The organism is Pseudomonas entomophila (assembly GCF_029478665.1).
Lineage (GTDB): Bacteria > Pseudomonadota > Gammaproteobacteria > Pseudomonadales > Pseudomonadaceae > Aquipseudomonas > Aquipseudomonas entomophila_F.
The window spans coordinates 17,306-30,879 of sequence record NZ_JARPQB010000065.1; the positions used below are offsets into that span (position 1 = coordinate 17,306).

The 13,574-nt window shown below is 64.4% G+C and carries 14 protein-coding genes and 1 pseudogene; 7 read left to right on the forward strand and 8 right to left on the reverse strand.

Translation table 11 applies throughout. From position 1 onward, the window contains the following. Positions 1–2 precede the first annotated feature (2 nt). Positions 3–1,157 carry a toluene efflux RND transporter periplasmic adaptor subunit TtgA gene (gene ttgA, locus P5705_RS24170; protein WP_277463404.1) on the reverse strand — a complete coding sequence of 385 codons (1,155 nt, stop codon included), beginning with the start codon at positions 1,155–1,157 and terminating at the stop codon, positions 3–5. 249 nt (positions 1,158–1,406) lie between these two features. Between ttgA and P5705_RS24175 the strand changes: the two genes are divergently transcribed. Further along, a complete protein-coding gene (locus tag P5705_RS24175; RefSeq protein ID WP_213658119.1) occupies positions 1,407–2,039 on the forward strand; it encodes a TetR family transcriptional regulator in 633 nt (210 codons plus the stop codon). Between the two features lie 145 nt (positions 2,040–2,184). Here the strand turns inward: P5705_RS24175 and P5705_RS24180 are convergent, their stop codons facing one another. Next, on the reverse strand, positions 2,185–3,621 hold the full coding sequence (locus P5705_RS24180) for an MDR family MFS transporter (protein ID WP_277463405.1): 1,437 nt from the start codon (positions 3,619–3,621) through the stop codon (positions 2,185–2,187). A gap of 428 nt (positions 3,622–4,049) precedes the next feature. On the opposite strand from P5705_RS24180, the gene P5705_RS24185 reads away from it, so the two are divergent. Beyond that, positions 4,050–4,919 carry an isocitrate lyase/PEP mutase family protein gene (locus P5705_RS24185; protein WP_277463406.1) on the forward strand — a complete coding sequence of 290 codons (870 nt, stop codon included), beginning with the start codon at positions 4,050–4,052 and terminating at the stop codon, positions 4,917–4,919. 3 nt (positions 4,920–4,922) lie between these two features. On the opposite strand, the gene P5705_RS24190 is transcribed toward P5705_RS24185, so the two are convergent. Beyond that, the gene (locus tag P5705_RS24190) at positions 4,923–5,099 is read right to left on the reverse strand and encodes a hypothetical protein (protein WP_011535412.1); all 177 of its coding nucleotides are present in this window, start codon (positions 5,097–5,099) and stop codon (positions 4,923–4,925) included. A gap of 398 nt (positions 5,100–5,497) precedes the next feature. Further along, positions 5,498–6,409 (reverse strand): LysR family transcriptional regulator, encoded by a 912-nt coding sequence (locus P5705_RS24195; RefSeq protein ID WP_277463407.1) that lies wholly within the window; start codon positions 6,407–6,409, stop codon positions 5,498–5,500. A 103-nt stretch (positions 6,410–6,512) separates the two neighbouring features. Here P5705_RS24195 and P5705_RS24200 point away from each other — a divergent pair, with 103 nt between their 5' ends. Then, positions 6,513–7,388, forward strand: coding sequence for an MBL fold metallo-hydrolase (locus P5705_RS24200; protein ID WP_277463408.1), 876 nt, complete (start codon positions 6,513–6,515; stop codon positions 7,386–7,388). Positions 7,389–7,417: 29 nt separating this feature from the next. After that, positions 7,418–8,032: an NAD(P)-dependent oxidoreductase gene (locus P5705_RS24205; protein ID WP_277463409.1), complete on the forward strand. Its 615-nt coding sequence runs from the start codon at positions 7,418–7,420 to the stop codon at positions 8,030–8,032. A gap of 124 nt (positions 8,033–8,156) precedes the next feature. Here the strand turns inward: P5705_RS24205 and P5705_RS24210 are convergent, their stop codons facing one another. After that, entirely contained in the window at positions 8,157–9,038 is an 882-nt protein-coding gene (locus P5705_RS24210) for a LysR substrate-binding domain-containing protein (RefSeq protein WP_277463410.1), read from the reverse strand. A gap of 112 nt (positions 9,039–9,150) precedes the next feature. Between P5705_RS24210 and P5705_RS24215 the strand changes: the two genes are divergently transcribed. Further along, positions 9,151–10,788 (forward strand): 5-guanidino-2-oxopentanoate decarboxylase, encoded by a 1,638-nt coding sequence (locus tag P5705_RS24215; protein ID WP_277463411.1) that lies wholly within the window; start codon positions 9,151–9,153, stop codon positions 10,786–10,788. 73 nt (positions 10,789–10,861) lie between these two features. On the opposite strand, the gene P5705_RS24220 is transcribed toward P5705_RS24215, so the two are convergent. Next, the gene (locus tag P5705_RS24220) at positions 10,862–11,782 is read right to left on the reverse strand and encodes an AraC family transcriptional regulator (protein WP_277463412.1); all 921 of its coding nucleotides are present in this window, start codon (positions 11,780–11,782) and stop codon (positions 10,862–10,864) included. A 203-nt stretch (positions 11,783–11,985) separates the two neighbouring features. Here P5705_RS24220 and P5705_RS24225 point away from each other — a divergent pair, with 203 nt between their 5' ends. Both P5705_RS24225 and P5705_RS24230 read left to right on the forward strand, forming a co-directional pair. Continuing rightward, positions 11,986–12,279, forward strand: a complete 294-nt coding sequence (locus P5705_RS24225; protein WP_011535405.1) for a putative quinol monooxygenase — start codon at positions 11,986–11,988, stop codon at positions 12,277–12,279. A 242-nt stretch (positions 12,280–12,521) separates the two neighbouring features. Then, positions 12,522–12,755, forward strand: coding sequence for a hypothetical protein (locus P5705_RS24230; protein WP_277463413.1), 234 nt, complete (start codon positions 12,522–12,524; stop codon positions 12,753–12,755). On the opposite strand, the gene P5705_RS24235 is transcribed toward P5705_RS24230, so the two are convergent. Continuing rightward, the gene (locus P5705_RS24235; RefSeq protein WP_277463414.1) at positions 12,756–13,361 is read right to left on the reverse strand and encodes a flavin reductase family protein; all 606 of its coding nucleotides are present in this window, start codon (positions 13,359–13,361) and stop codon (positions 12,756–12,758) included. Positions 13,362–13,479: 118 nt separating this feature from the next. After that, a pseudogene (locus P5705_RS24240) lies at positions 13,480–13,574 on the reverse strand (heme utilization protein); the annotation flags it as partial.

The following is a 13,574-nucleotide window of genomic DNA, read 5'->3' on the forward strand; positions in this document are numbered from 1 at the left end:
GTTTACTCCGCTTTGGCGTCTGCTTTCGCCGTGTTGGCCTGAGCAGGGCCGGCCGGCTTCTTGACGTTGGTGGCTTCGCTGACCTTGACCTCGACGCCTGGGCGCACGAACTGCAGCCCTTCGGTGATCAGGCGGTCGCCCGGGTTCAGGCCTTCCTCGATCAGCCAGTCGCTGCCCAGGGTGCGGCTGGCCTTGAGCTGGCGCAGTTCGACCTTGTTCTCCTGGTTGACCACCAGCGCGGTCGGCGCGCCCTTGAGGTCGCGGGTGACGCCCTGTTGCGGGGCCAGGATGGCGTTGGCGTTGACCCCGGCCTTCAGCCGCGCATGCACGAACATGCCGGGCAGCAAGGTGTGGTCGGGGTTGGGGAAGATGGCGCGCAGGGTGACGGAGCCGGTGGTCTCGTCGACCGCGACTTCGGAGAACTCCAGGCGACCCTGTTGCTTGAACAGGCTGCCGTCTTCCAGCACCAGCTGCACTTGTGCGGCGTTGTCGCCGGCCTTCTGCAGTTGGCCGCCTTCCAGGTCGCGGCGCAGCTTGAGCAGCTCGGCGGTGGACTGGGTGACGTCGACGTAGATCGGATCGAGCTGCTGGATGGTGGCCATGGCGTTGCTCTGACCATTGTTCACCAGGGCGCCTTCGGTGACCGAGGAACGACCGATGCGGCCGCTGATCGGGGCCAGCACCTTGGTGTAGCGCAGGTCGATCTGCGCGCTCTTGAGCGACGCTTCGGCCTGCAATCGTTTGGCATTGGCGTCGTCGTACTCCTGCTTGGAGACGGCTTGCTCGTCGATCAGTTGCTTGTAGCGCTCGGCCAGCGAGCGGGTAGCCTGGAGGTTGGCCTGGGCGTTGGCCAGGGTGGCCTCGTAGACGGCCGGGTCGATCTGGTAGAGCTGCTGCCCTTCCTTCACGTCGGTGCCTTCCTTGAACAGGCGCTTGAGAATGATGCCGTTCACCTGCGGACGGACCTCGGCCACCCGGTAGGCGCTGGTGCGCCCCGGCAGTTCCGAGGTGAGGGTGAAGGCTTGCGGTTGCACGGTCACGACGCCGACCTGAGGAGCCTGGGGCGCTGGCGCGGCTTCCTCTTTCTTACAGCCACTGAGCAGGGTTGCCAGGGCCACGGCGGAAACCAGGGCGGTTACGGCTGGCTTGAATTGCATGAGGATCCTCGGGTCGCAGGAGCAGGGGAGCTCAAGAATATAGTGGAAGAGTCTTGTAGGAAAAACGCTATCCGGTGGATAAATAGCTTGCTACCGAATATACTTACATTCATGCTTGTTTGTAAATACCGCGAGTGGTTACCGCCGCGGATCGCTCGAAGATTCCCGGGTGCCGCCCTGAAAGAGCCGGCCCCGGCCTGATTCCCGCCTGCCATGCGAGCGCGCGGGGCCTGATGAGGTTGTGCTGCCATGGTCCGTCGAACCAAAGAAGAAGCCCAGGAAACCCGCGCCCAGATCATCGAGGCGGCGGAAAAGGCCTTCTACAAGCGCGGTGTTGCGCGCACCACCCTGGCCGATATCGCCGAGCTGGCGGGGGTGACCCGTGGCGCGATCTACTGGCATTTCAGCAACAAGGCTGAACTGGTGCAGGCATTGCTCGACAGCCTGCACGAAACCCACGACCACCTGGCCCGGGCCAGTGAAAGCGAGGATGAGCTCGACCCGCTTGGCTGCATGCGCAAGCTGCTGCTGCAAGTGTTCAACGAGCTGGTGCTCGATGCGCGGACCCGGCGTATCAATGAAATTCTGCATCACAAGTGCGAGTTCACCGACGACATGTGTGAGATTCGCCAGCAGCGCCAGGGTGCGGTGCTGGACTGCCATGAGAGCGTGGCCCTGGCGCTGGCCAACGCCGTGCGCCGCGAGCAGTTGCCTGCCGACCTCGATATCGAGCGTGGTGCGGTGGCCATCTTTGCTTATGTCGATGGCCTGATCGGGCGCTGGCTACTGCTGCCGGACAGCTTCGACCTGCTGCACGATGTTGAAAAATGGGTCGACACCGGGCTGGATATGCTGCGCCTGAGCCCAGGCCTGCGCAAATAACACTTTGTGAAGGATTGTGAGGAAGTGTTTCCTCCAACCGTTAAGCGAACATTACGCCTGACCCTGTAGGAGCCAGCCTTGCTGGCGAAGCGATCTCAAGGGCGCTTCGCCAGCAAGGCTGGCTCCTACAGGGTTTTATGTGGTCTTAATGGCCACGCAGTTGCCGGTCTGGCAATGCCAGGGCCGCGAGCAGGCCAATCAGCGAGGCACCTGCGCTCGCCAGCAATAGATGCCTGAACGTTTCCAGCAGCCGGGCCTGGGTCGCTGGATCCGCCTCACCAGCCTTGAGGCTGCCCAGCATCTCGAATCCACCTTGATGAAGCAGCGCCAACAACAGGCTGGACATGCACGCCACACCCATCGCCCCGCCCAGCGAGCGGAACAGGTTGGTGGTGCTGGTGGCCACGCCGATATCCTTCATGTCCACCGAGTTCTGCGTGCCCACCAGCGAAGTGGGGAACTGCAACCCGCAGGCAACCCCGGTCAGCAACATGAACAGCGCGCTCAACAGGCCGGATTGCGGTGGCGTCAGGGCCATGGCGGCGATAGTCACTGGCATCAGCAGGGCACCGGTCAGGATCTGCGGTTTGTAGCGCCCGGTACGGCTGGTCATGCGCCCGCCGGTGAAGGCGCCAATCGGCAAACCCATGGCCAGGGGTAACAGGTGCAACGCCGCGATGTCGGCACCGGCGCCGGTGATGCTTTGATAGCGCAGCGGCATCAGCATGGTCAGCGAAATCGATTGGAAGCTGGCGAAGAAGATCACCCACCAGCACAGCACCGCGACCCGGTTGCCGAACAGTGCCATTGGCAACAGCGGTTCGGCGCAGCGTCGCTCGTGGGCCACGAACACCAGCAACCCGAGCAGCGCACAGCCCAGCAGCGCCAATACCTGCGTCGACGACCAGGCATGCCCCTGGCCGACCAGGGTGATGCCCAGCAACAGGCTGCCCAGGCCGATGATCATCAGCACCGCGCCCAGGTAATCCACCTGTGCCTCGCGGTGTTTGACCGAAAGGCCATCCAGGGCGCGGTGGATCACCCACAAGGCCACCAGCCCCAGCGGCAGGTTGATCCAGAACACCCAGCGCCACGACAGGTACTCGGTCAACCAGCCGCCAAGTACCGGCCCGGCGACGCTGGCCAGCGCGTACATGCTGCTGAAGTAGCCCTGGTAGCGACCTCGTTCGCGCGGTGGCACGAAGTCGCCGATGATCGCCTGGCTCACCGACACCATTCCGCCGGCGCCGATGCCCTGGAGCACCCGCGCCATTACCAGCTGCGGCATGTCCTGGGCCAGGCCACAGGCTACTGAGGCGAGAGTGAACAACGCGGTACCGGTGAGGATCATCCGGCGCCGACCGTACAGGTCGCCGAGCTTGCCGTAGATCGGCACGGCGATGGTCATCGCCACCATGTAGCCGGAAATGACCCAGGCCAGCAGGCCTACATCGTCGAACTGTGCGGAGATTGCCGGCATGGACACGGCGACGATGGTCTGGTCGAGGGCGCCGAGGAAGATCGCCAGCATCAGGGCGGTCAGGACGCTGCGCAGGACGGTGGGGGGCAGGGCGGCGGTCACGTTGGGTTCCTTGTCGTGTAGGAGCGGGCTTGTCCCGCGAACACCGGCCAAGCCGGTGCCATGCATTGCGGTGTGGCCATCGCGGGGCAAGCCCGCTCCCACCAGCGCAAGAATTGTAACCTGAGTTACATAGCTACCTATGTACTCCATGCATCCCCTATGCAAGATCGGCATTGGCACATTCATCCAGAGCTGCATGGGCGCGTGATATCGTGGCAGGGCCGCAGAGGCTGAAATCCGGGGCTTGCACCAGCATGGTGCAGCAATTTGCCACAGGGTTTCGCGTCGCTGTATGTCCACACCTTCTATTCCTCTGCCTGCATGTCGAGCATGACCGCCCTGATGGCGACGGTTGGAACAGTCAGGTAGACCCGATACAGGGGTCGGTTGTCAGCCGTTCACCATTTCTCATTGCAAGCGGAGTGATCATGCCCAAGGCTTCCCACCACGATCTGCGTTTTGCCTTTCGCGAATTGCTCGCGTCAGGTTCGTGCTATCACACCGCATCGGTCTTCGACCCGATGTCCGCGCGCATTGCCGCGGACCTGGGGTTCGAAGTCGGTATCCTCGGCGGATCGGTCGCCTCGCTGCAAGTGCTGGCCGCGCCCGACTTTGCCCTGATCACCCTCAGCGAGTTCGTCGAGCAGGCCACCCGTATCGGCCGCGTCGCCCAGTTGCCGGTGCTCGCCGACGCCGACCATGGCTACGGTAACGCGCTCAACGTGATGCGTACGGTGATTGAGCTGGAGCGCGCTGGCGTTGCCGGGTTGACCATCGAGGATACGCTGTTGCCGGCCCAGTTCGGGCGCAAGTCCACCGACCTGATTTCGGTGGAGGAAGGGGTGGGCAAGATCCGCGCGGCGTTGGAGGCGCGGGTGGACAGCGCGCTGGCGATCATCGCCCGGACCAATGCCGGCGTGCTGACCACCGAGGAAATCATCGTCCGCACCCAGAGCTACCAGAAGGCCGGTGCCGATGGCATCTGCATGGTCGGGGTGAAGGATTTCGAACAACTGGAGCAGATCGCCGAGCACCTGAGCGTGCCGCTGATGCTGGTGACCTACGCCAACCCGAACCTGCGCGACGATGCGCGCCTGGCACGCCTTGGCGTGCGTGTCGTGGTCGATGGCCATGCCGCCTATTTCGCCGCGATCAAGGCCACCTACGACTGCCTGCGCCTGCAGCGTGGCCTGCAGCATAAGTCCGATAGCCTGAACGCCACCGAACTCTCGCACACCTACACCCAGCCCGAGGACTACATTCGCTGGGCGAAGGAATACATGAGCGTCGAGGAGTGACGGTCACTCCCTGACTGCGCTCAGGGTGGCGGTGTGGGGTACGCAGCGTTGCTCTGGGCAACTGCTGCTGGCGGTGGGCTGGTTGCGTAGCATTTCGACCCGCCAGCAGGCCGAACCGTAAAGGCCTGCCACGGCGGCCAGGGCGAAGACCACGGCACAGCGTCTGGATTTGATGCTCATGCTGGCTGACTCCTGTTGATGCAACAGGTGATACCGATAAGCATAGCTTCGGCGCGGAACTGTAGGAGCCGGCTTTGCCGGCGAACACCGGCGCAGCCGGTGCCCTGCGTCGCGGTGTCCGGTTCGCCAGCAAGGCTGGCTCCTACAAACCCAACCCTTGATCCCACTCCGGCTCATCAGGCGCCGGCCTGTAGGAACCGGCTTGCCGGCGAACACCGGCGCAGCCGGTGCCATGCATCGCGGTGTCCGGTTCGCCAGCAAGGCTGGCTCCTACAAACCCAACCCTTGATCCCTCTCCGGCTCGTCAGGCGCCGGCCTGTAGGAGCCGGCTTGCCGGCGAACACCGGCGTAGCCGGTGCCATGCATCGCGGTGTCCGGTTCGCCAGCAAGGCTGGCTCCTACAAACCCAACCCCCGATCCCACTCCGGCTCATCGCCGAACCGCTGCGCCAGAAAATCCAGCATGCTGCGCAGCGTCGCCGGCATGTGCTTGCGCGAGGTGTACACCGCATTGAGGGTCAGTTCCCGTGGCCGCGCCTCGGGCAACAGCCGCACCAGCTCGCCACTGCGCAGTGCCGGGGCCGCCTGGTAGGTCGGCAGCATGGCGATGCCAGCACTGGCCAGGGCGGCCTTCTGCAGGGTCATGGCTTCGTTGGCGCTGATGTTGCCTTGCACCGGTACCGTGACACTTTGCCCATTCACGTCGAAATGCCAGAGGCTATGGCCGAAGTAGGCATGGGTCAGGCAGTTATGCCCGCTCAGTTCCTCGACCCGCCGTGGCGTGCCGTGTTCGCGTAAGTAGGCTGGCGAGGCGCATATCACCGAACGACACACGCTCAGGCGTCGGGCGATCAGATTGGGGTCGACATCGTTGCTGGTGCGAATCGCCAGGTCGATACGTTCATCCACCAGGTTGACGGTACGGTCGAGCATCTGCAGCTCCACCTTCACACCGGGGTAGCGCTTGACGTAGGCGGCCAGCGCATCCACCAGTTGGGCCTGGCCGAACGAAGTGCTGACGCTGATACGCAACTCGCCGCGCGGGGCGTCGTCCGGCTGGCGCACGGCGTTCTGCAGGTCGCCGGCCAGCTCCAGCAACTGGCGACAACGCGGCAACGTCTCGAGTCCAGCAGCGGTCAGGCTGAGCTTGCGGGTGGTGCGCTGCATCAGCCGCGCGCCGACCCAGTCCTCCAGCTCCGCCAGGTAGCGCGACACCACTGGCCGTGAAAGCTCCAGATGATCCGCCGCCGCCGACTGGCTGCCGAGGTCGACGACGGTGACGAATACGCGCATGGCGTTTAGGCGGTCCATGATCTGTCCGATTTCAGAAACAAACTATGTCGAAGCATCGCATTTTTTGTATTGGTTCGGGCAACTAAGCTTGCCGTCATCAACTCGCACACAGGAATTGCCAATGTCTTTGTTCACCCCCCTGCGTGGCCTGCTCCTGGGGCTTGCCGCCCTGGCCGGCCAGGCGATCGCCGCCGAACCGCTCAAGCTCGACGTATACAACCCTGGCCACGATGCCCTGTTCCCGGTCTCGTCGGTGATCGTCAGTGGTGCCCATGACGCCATCCTCGTCGACGCCCAGTTCGGCAAGGGCCAGGCCGAACAGGTGGTGGAACGCCTGCGCAAGAGCGGCAAGCAACTGACCACCATCTATATCAGCCATGGCGACCCGGATTACTACTTCGGCCTGGATACCGTCGTCCAGGCTTTCCCCAAGGCCCGGGTGGTCGCCTCGGCCGCCACCGTCGAGCACATTCGCAAGACCATGGAGGGCAAGCTGGCCTATTGGGGCCCGCAGATGGGCACCGACAAGCCGGCGAAGCTGGTATTGCCACAAGTCCTCGACGGCAATCGCCTGGAACTGGAAGGCCAGGCACTGGAAGTCGTTGGCCTGGACGGCCCGCAGCCGGACCGCAGCTTCGTCTGGATTCCCTCGATCAAGGCAGTGGTCGGTGGCGTGGTGGTATCGGAGCACATCCACGTGTGGATGGCCGACACCCAGACCGCGCAATCCCACGCCGACTGGCTGAACACCCTGGCCAACATCGAGAAGCTGGCGCCGCGTACCGTCATCCCGGGGCACTACCTGGGTGACAGCAGCCGCTCGCTGGAAGCGGTGCGCTTCACCGCCGGCTACATTCGTGACTTCGATGCCGAGACGGCCAAGGCAACCAACGCCGACGCACTGATCGCGGCAATGAAGCAACGCTACCCGAACCTTGGTGAAGACAGCTCCCTGGAACTGGGTGCCAAGGTCGCCAAGGGCGAGATGCAGTGGTAACCCCTTATCAACCTGCTGGAGTGTTTCCCATGAGCAAGATCGCAATCATCGGCGCCACTGGGCGCGCGGGCAGCCAATTGCTGGAAGAGGCGCTGCGCCGCGGCCACGAAGTGGTGGCCATCGCCCGTGATCCGTCGAAGCTGCAAGGCCTTGAAGGGGTGACCGCCAAGGCGCTTGATGCCAAGGACAGCGCTGCCCTGCTGGCTGCGGTGAGCGGTTGTGACGCGGTGCTGAGCGCGGCGCACTTTGCCACGATCGAACCCCACGCCATCATCGAGCCGGTCAAGCGTGCCGGGGTGAAGCGCCTGTTGGTGGTGGGGGGCGCCGGTAGCCTGCTGCTGCCTTCCGGGCACCGGGTGATCGACAGCCCGGACTTCCCCGAGGCCTACAAGGCCGAGGCTACTGCTGGGGTACGCTTCCTCGATGCGTTGCGTCAGGAGCCGTCGCTGGACTGGACCTTCCTCTCGCCGTCGGCGGAGTTCGTCGAGGGTGAGCGCAGCGGCCACTATAAGCTGGGCAAGGACCACCTGCTGATCGGTGCCGATGGCAAGAGCTGGATCACCTTTGCCGACTATGCGATCGCCATGCTTGATGAGCTGGAAAAGCCGGCGCATTCGAGGGCACGGTTCACCGTCGGCTACTGAGTCGCACGGTACCTGTAGGAGCGGCCTTGTGCCGCGAAAGGGCCGCATAGCGGCCCCGGCGATTTCGGATCTGTCGCTGAAATCCTGGGGCTGCTTGCAGCCCTTTCGCGGCACAAGGCCGCTCCTACAGGGGTTGTGCAAGGCTTGAGGCACGCGTCTGCAGCCACTCCATCAATTCGACCAACCCTGTGGGCATGGTCTTCGACGGGCTCACCAGGTAATACCCCTTCCCGGTCGTCACCTTCAGCCTGAACGGCATGCACAATCGTCCGGCTTGCAGATCGTCACCAATCAGCGAGAAATCGCCGATGGCGATCCCCGTCCCTTGCGAAGCCATGGCCATCGCCATGTCCAGCGTCTCGAAATGCTGCTTTGGCCCCAGAGGCTCGAACGTGGCACCCGCCGCCTGCAACCACAGCCGCCAGTCATGCTCGTCCCGCGACGGGTGCAACAGCATGTGCCTCGCCAGATCCTGCAATTGCAAGGGGGCGTTCGACAGCGAAGGCGCGCAGACCGGCGTGAGCTGCTCGTCGAACAGCTTGCGTACCAGCAGCCCATGGTTGGGCGCGGCGCCATAGACCACCGCCGCATCGAAACCTTCCCGGCGAAAGTCCACGCCATGCTGCACCGTGGTGGTCAGTTCCACCGGTACGTCCGGGCGCAGGGCCTGCCATTCCATCAGCCGCGGCAACAGCCAGCGCATCACGCAGGTGGGGGCCTTGAGTTGCAATGTCGTGCTGCGCCCACCCACCTCGCGCACCCCTTGCTCGATCAGGGCGAAGACCTGCTGCACCCGGGGCAGCCAGTCCTGGCCTTCGCGCGTCAGCGCCAGGCCACGGGCCTGGCGCTGAAACAGGGGGTAGCCCAGATGCGCTTCCAAACCGGCGATCTGCCGGCTGACCGCCCCCTGGGTGATATGCAACTGCTGCGCGGCGCGGGTGAAATTGCAGTGCTGCGCGGTGACCAGGAAGGTATGCAAGGCGGGGAGGGGCGGCAGGCGTTTCATCGTGATAAGCCATGATGTGGAGTCATGGCTAGTATGTGTTTTTTTGCATTGTGGCGGTAGCCGCCGCTTGGTTCCATGAACACCGTTTTCAACAAGAATCGGGTATTCAACGATGGCAACCTGTGGCGAAGTGCTGGTCAAACTCCTCGAAGGCTATGGCGTGGACCATGTCTTCGGTATTCCTGGCGTGCATACCGTTGAGCTCTACCGCGGCTTGGCGGCGTCCTCGATCCGCCATATCACCCCACGCCACGAGCAGGGCGCCGGGTTCATGGCCGACGGCTACGCGCGTACCCGCGGCAAGCCGGGGGTGTGCTTCATCATCACCGGCCCGGGCATGACCAATATCACCACCGCCATGGGGCAGGCCTACGCCGATTCGATTCCCATGCTGGTCATTTCCAGCGTGCAGGCCCGTGACCAGCTCGGTGGCGGGCGCGGCAAGCTGCACGAACTGCCCAACCAGTCCGGCCTGGTGGCTGGCGTGGCGGCCTTCTCGCAGACGCTGATGAGCGCCGACGACCTGCCCCAGGTGCTGGCGCGCGCCTTCGCCGTGTTCGACGGCGCACGGCCACGGCCGGTGCATATCGAGATCCCGCTGGATGTGTTGGTCGAGCCGGCCGACCACCTGCTGCCGGGTCGCCCGGTGCGCACCGCCCGAGCCGGCGCGGCGCCGCTGGCGGTGCAGCAGATGGCCGCGCGCCTGGCCAAGGCGCGCCGCCCGCTGATCCTCGCGGGTGGAGGTGCCCTGGGTGCGGGCGACGCGCTCCTGCTGCTGGCAGAGCATCTTCAGGCGCCGGTGGCATTGACCATCAATGCCAAGGGGCTGCTGCCGGCCCGGCATCCGTTGCAGATCGGCTCGACCCAGACGCTGCCGGCGACCCGCGCGCTGGTCGCCGAGGCCGACGTGGTGCTGGCCATCGGCACCGAGCTGGCCGAGACCGATTACGACGTGACGTTCAAGGGCGGCTTCGAGATCCCCGGCGACCTGCTACGCATCGATATCGACCCTGACCAGACGGTACGCAACTACCTGCCGGAGCTGGCGCTGGTCGCCGATGCCGAGCAAGCGACCGAAGCTCTGCTGGTTGCGCTGCAATTGCAGGCGCAACCCCCGCGTGACTCCAGTTGGGGGGCTGCTCGCGCCGCCCGTCTGCGCCAGGACAATGCCGCTACATGGGACCAACCGACCCTGAGCCAGACGCGCCTGCTGACCGGCCTCCTGGAGGCATTGCCCGACGCCATCCTGGTGGGGGACTCGACTCAACCGGTGTATACCGGCAACCTGACCCTGGACATGGCTCGACCGCGCCGTTGGTTCAACGCCTCCACCGGCTATGGCACGCTCGGCTATGCCTTGCCGGCAGCCATGGGGGCGTGGCTGGGCAGCAGCGAGGTGCCTGCCAAGCGCGCACCGTCGGTTTGCCTGATCGGCGATGGTGGCTTGCAGTTCACCTTGCCGGAACTGGCCAGCGCGGTGGAGGCGCAGGTGCCGCTGATCGTGCTGCTGTGGAACAACCAGGGGTACGAGGAAATCAAGAAATACATGGTCAACCGGGCCATCGAGCCGGTCGGCGTCGATATTCACACGCCGGACTTCATCGGGGTGGCACGGGCGTTGGGGGCAGAGGCGGAGCACGTCGCCGATATGGCACAGTTGCAGGCTGCGCTGGGCCGCGCGGTGGAGCGCAAGGGGCCGACGTTGATCCAGGTGGACCAGGGGGAGTGGCAGCGGGCGGTGCTGGGCTGACGATGGCGGCGAAGGCTGCGCCTTCGGTTCGCCGGCAAGCCGGCTCCTACAAAGAACCGGCTTGCCGATGGATTCAACTGGTGCTGGCGCGCAAGCGCGCGACATCGCGAATGGGGGGCGCGCCGTACAGGCGGCTGTACTCCCGGCTGAACTGCGAAGGGCTTTCATAGCCCACTCGATAGCCCGCCACAGCAGCCTCCAACCCGTCATTGAGCATCAGCCTTCGCGCCTCCTGCAGGCGCAACTGCTTCTGGTACTGCAACGGGCTCATCGACGTCACTGCCTTGAAACGGTGATGCAGGGTCGAGGTGCTGAGATTCACCTCGCGCGCCAGGTCTTCGATACGCAGCGGCTCCTGGTAATGCCGGTTGAGCCAGGCGATGGCCTGGCAAACCCGGTGGGTCTGGCTGTTGGACAGGGCAATTTCATAAAGGCGCCAGCCTTGCGGGCCGCGCAGCACCCGGTACATCAGTTCGCGGCGTACCAATGGCGCAAGGATTGCGATGTCCCTGGGTGAATCGAGCAGGCGCAACAACCGCAACAAAGTATCGAGCAATTGCGGGTCGCTTTTCTCCACGAACAGGCCACGGGCCGCCGACTGGTTGGGCACCAGCATCGGGCCGCTCTCGGCGATCAGCTGGCTGATCTGGGCGGGGTCGATATCCAGCCTCAGGCCAAGGCAGGGGGTTTGCGGGCTGGCTTGCAGGATCGCGCCGGTGATGGGCAGGGTTACCGAGACCACCATGTAGTGCAGCGGATCGTAGGTGTAGCGCTCATCGCCGAGGAACAAGGTCTTGCTGCCCTGGGCCAGGATGCACAGGGCCGGTTGCGCCAAGGCTGGCATGCCGCGCACGTCTTCTTCGTAGCGGGTCAGGTACAGGTCTTCGATCGCCGATACCGGCCCGTGCGGGCCTTGGGCGTGGCGTTGGATCAGCCCGGCCAGCTCCTGGCGTTGTTGTTCCAGGATGGGGTCCAGGGGCGGGGAGGTGGTCATGACGGGTTTCCTCTGCTGACCGTGGCAGCATAGGTTTGGGCAAGGGCGGACGCTAGACGAAAGCTGCACGTCGCTTGCCTGATCCTGCCGCGCTGCAGGATCAGGCAAGCGCTCGGCAGTATCGGCCTAACGACGCGCGCGGGCCAGCCCCTACGCTTGGCAGCCTGGTTCGTCCCGCCCGCATTGCCTCAAGGAGATCGTTCATGACCCAACAACAACCGGTTACACACCTGGCTTTCATCCGCGCCAGCAACGGTCGTTCGGCGGAGCTCGGCGTGCGCCTGCGGGATCTGCTGGAGCCTTCGTTGCGGGCGCCGGGCTGCCTGAGTTTCAGTGTGCAACGCTCGCAGGTCGATGCCGACCTGTGGCTGCTCAGTGGCAGCTGGAGTGACGAGCGGGCGATGAGCGGATATTTCGCATCGCCCACGCTGGATGTATTCGGCGAGCTGGTGCAGGAGCGGGTGGTCAGCAGCCTGGACTTGCACACGTTTGCCTGAGTAGTGGCGGGTTCGCCGGCAAGCTGGATCTTAATGGAGCAAAACTCAACCCATTGACCTGATTCGATCTTTGTAGGAGCGGCTTTAGCCGCGATGCAGGCAACACGTGGCCTGGCACCCGCTTCGCGGGTGATCGCGGCTGAAGCCGCTCCTACAGCGTTCAGGGTTGGGCCTCCACAGGAGGAACGGTGGTGGCTGGGCGTGTAGAATGCCGTCCCTTGAACAATCAGGCGGAGTGCAGCATGGCACGTAGAGAATTCCCCCACTTCGAAGCGGTTTCGGCGATGGTTCCGGTGGAAGGCGGTGGCTATCACGCGGCGATTGCCGTGAAGGCCCTGAACATGGGCGGCGCACCGCGTTTCCACAAGGTGCTCGAAGGGCAGGTGTTCAAGTCGGCGATGGCGGCCGACGAGGCCGCCTGCGCCGAACTCGAACGCCTGCAGGGCATCGCAGAGGAAGGCGAACTGATCTTCTGATCAGGCCTGTGGGCGGGGCATCCTGAACAGCTCGCCCAGGGCGAAGTAGTCCGCCGGGCCGCCGCCACGCAGGATCGGTTCGGCGGCGGCGGTATCGTAGATGCCATCCTTGAGCAGGTGCTCGGCAATGTGCACGGCCACCACTTCGCCCAGGATCAACCAGCTTGGCACCACTTCCTGATCGGCACGTTTGAGTTGCACGATCTGGCTCACCTTGCACTCGAAGCTCACCGGGCTTTCGCCCACGCGCGGCACCTTGACCACGTTCGACGCCGTTGGCGTCAGGCCGCTCAGCACGAACTCATCGACATCCGCCGCCACTGCGGCGCAGCTCTGGTTCATCCGCTCGGCCAGCGGGCGGGTGGCCAGGTTCCAGACGAATTCGCCGGTCTGCTCGATGTTGTTCAGGCTGTCTTTGCGCCCGACGCTGCAGAAACCGATGATCGGCGGGATGTAGTTGAAGGCATTGAAGAAGCTGTAGGGCGCCAGGTTCAGGCGGCCTTCGCGGTCGTGGCTGGAGATCCAGCCGATGGGCCGGGGGCCGACGATGGCATTGAACGGATCGTGGGGCAGGCCGTGGCCTTTGGCGGGTTCGTAATAGTACATCTGCGCAAGGCCGCGAGGCCCTTCCTGTGTGGGGACGAGGCGCCTAGTGTGCCAAGGGTTTGCCTGGCTGAAAATGATCAAGCCCGGCCGAAGCCGGGCTGGTTGCACGCATCAGCGGTCAGCTGATGCGGTGGCCGTTGGTACGGTCGAAGCCATCTTCGGCGAAGCGCTGGCCGTTGGTACGGTCGAAGCCATCTTCGGCGAAGCGTTGGC

What these genes read in the sequence shown, in the direction of transcription:
- P5705_RS24190 (WP_011535412.1), bottom strand. Translation starts at nt 5,099, where the DNA reads ATGAGCATCAAATCCAGACGCTGTGCCGTGGTCTTCGCCCTGGCCGCC.
- P5705_RS24225 (WP_011535405.1), top strand. Translation starts at nt 11,986, where the DNA reads ATGACCCAACAACAACCGGTTACACACCTGGCTTTCATCCGCGCCAGC.
- P5705_RS24185 (WP_277463406.1), top strand. Translation starts at nt 4,050, where the DNA reads ATGCCCAAGGCTTCCCACCACGATCTGCGTTTTGCCTTTCGCGAATTG.
- P5705_RS24230 (WP_277463413.1), top strand. Translation starts at nt 12,522, where the DNA reads ATGGCACGTAGAGAATTCCCCCACTTCGAAGCGGTTTCGGCGATGGTT.
- P5705_RS24205 (WP_277463409.1), top strand. Translation starts at nt 7,418, where the DNA reads ATGAGCAAGATCGCAATCATCGGCGCCACTGGGCGCGCGGGCAGCCAA.
- ttgA (WP_277463404.1), bottom strand. Translation starts at nt 1,157, where the DNA reads ATGCAATTCAAGCCAGCCGTAACCGCCCTGGTTTCCGCCGTGGCCCTG.
- P5705_RS24175 (WP_213658119.1), top strand. Translation starts at nt 1,407, where the DNA reads ATGGTCCGTCGAACCAAAGAAGAAGCCCAGGAAACCCGCGCCCAGATC.
- P5705_RS24220 (WP_277463412.1), bottom strand. Translation starts at nt 11,782, where the DNA reads ATGACCACCTCCCCGCCCCTGGACCCCATCCTGGAACAACAACGCCAG.
- P5705_RS24235 (WP_277463414.1), bottom strand. Translation starts at nt 13,361, where the DNA reads ATGTACTATTACGAACCCGCCAAAGGCCACGGCCTGCCCCACGATCCG.
- P5705_RS24215 (WP_277463411.1), top strand. Translation starts at nt 9,151, where the DNA reads ATGGCAACCTGTGGCGAAGTGCTGGTCAAACTCCTCGAAGGCTATGGC.
- P5705_RS24195 (WP_277463407.1), bottom strand. Translation starts at nt 6,409, where the DNA reads ATGGACCGCCTAAACGCCATGCGCGTATTCGTCACCGTCGTCGACCTC.
- P5705_RS24200 (WP_277463408.1), top strand. Translation starts at nt 6,513, where the DNA reads ATGTCTTTGTTCACCCCCCTGCGTGGCCTGCTCCTGGGGCTTGCCGCC.
- P5705_RS24210 (WP_277463410.1), bottom strand. Translation starts at nt 9,038, where the DNA reads ATGAAACGCCTGCCGCCCCTCCCCGCCTTGCATACCTTCCTGGTCACC.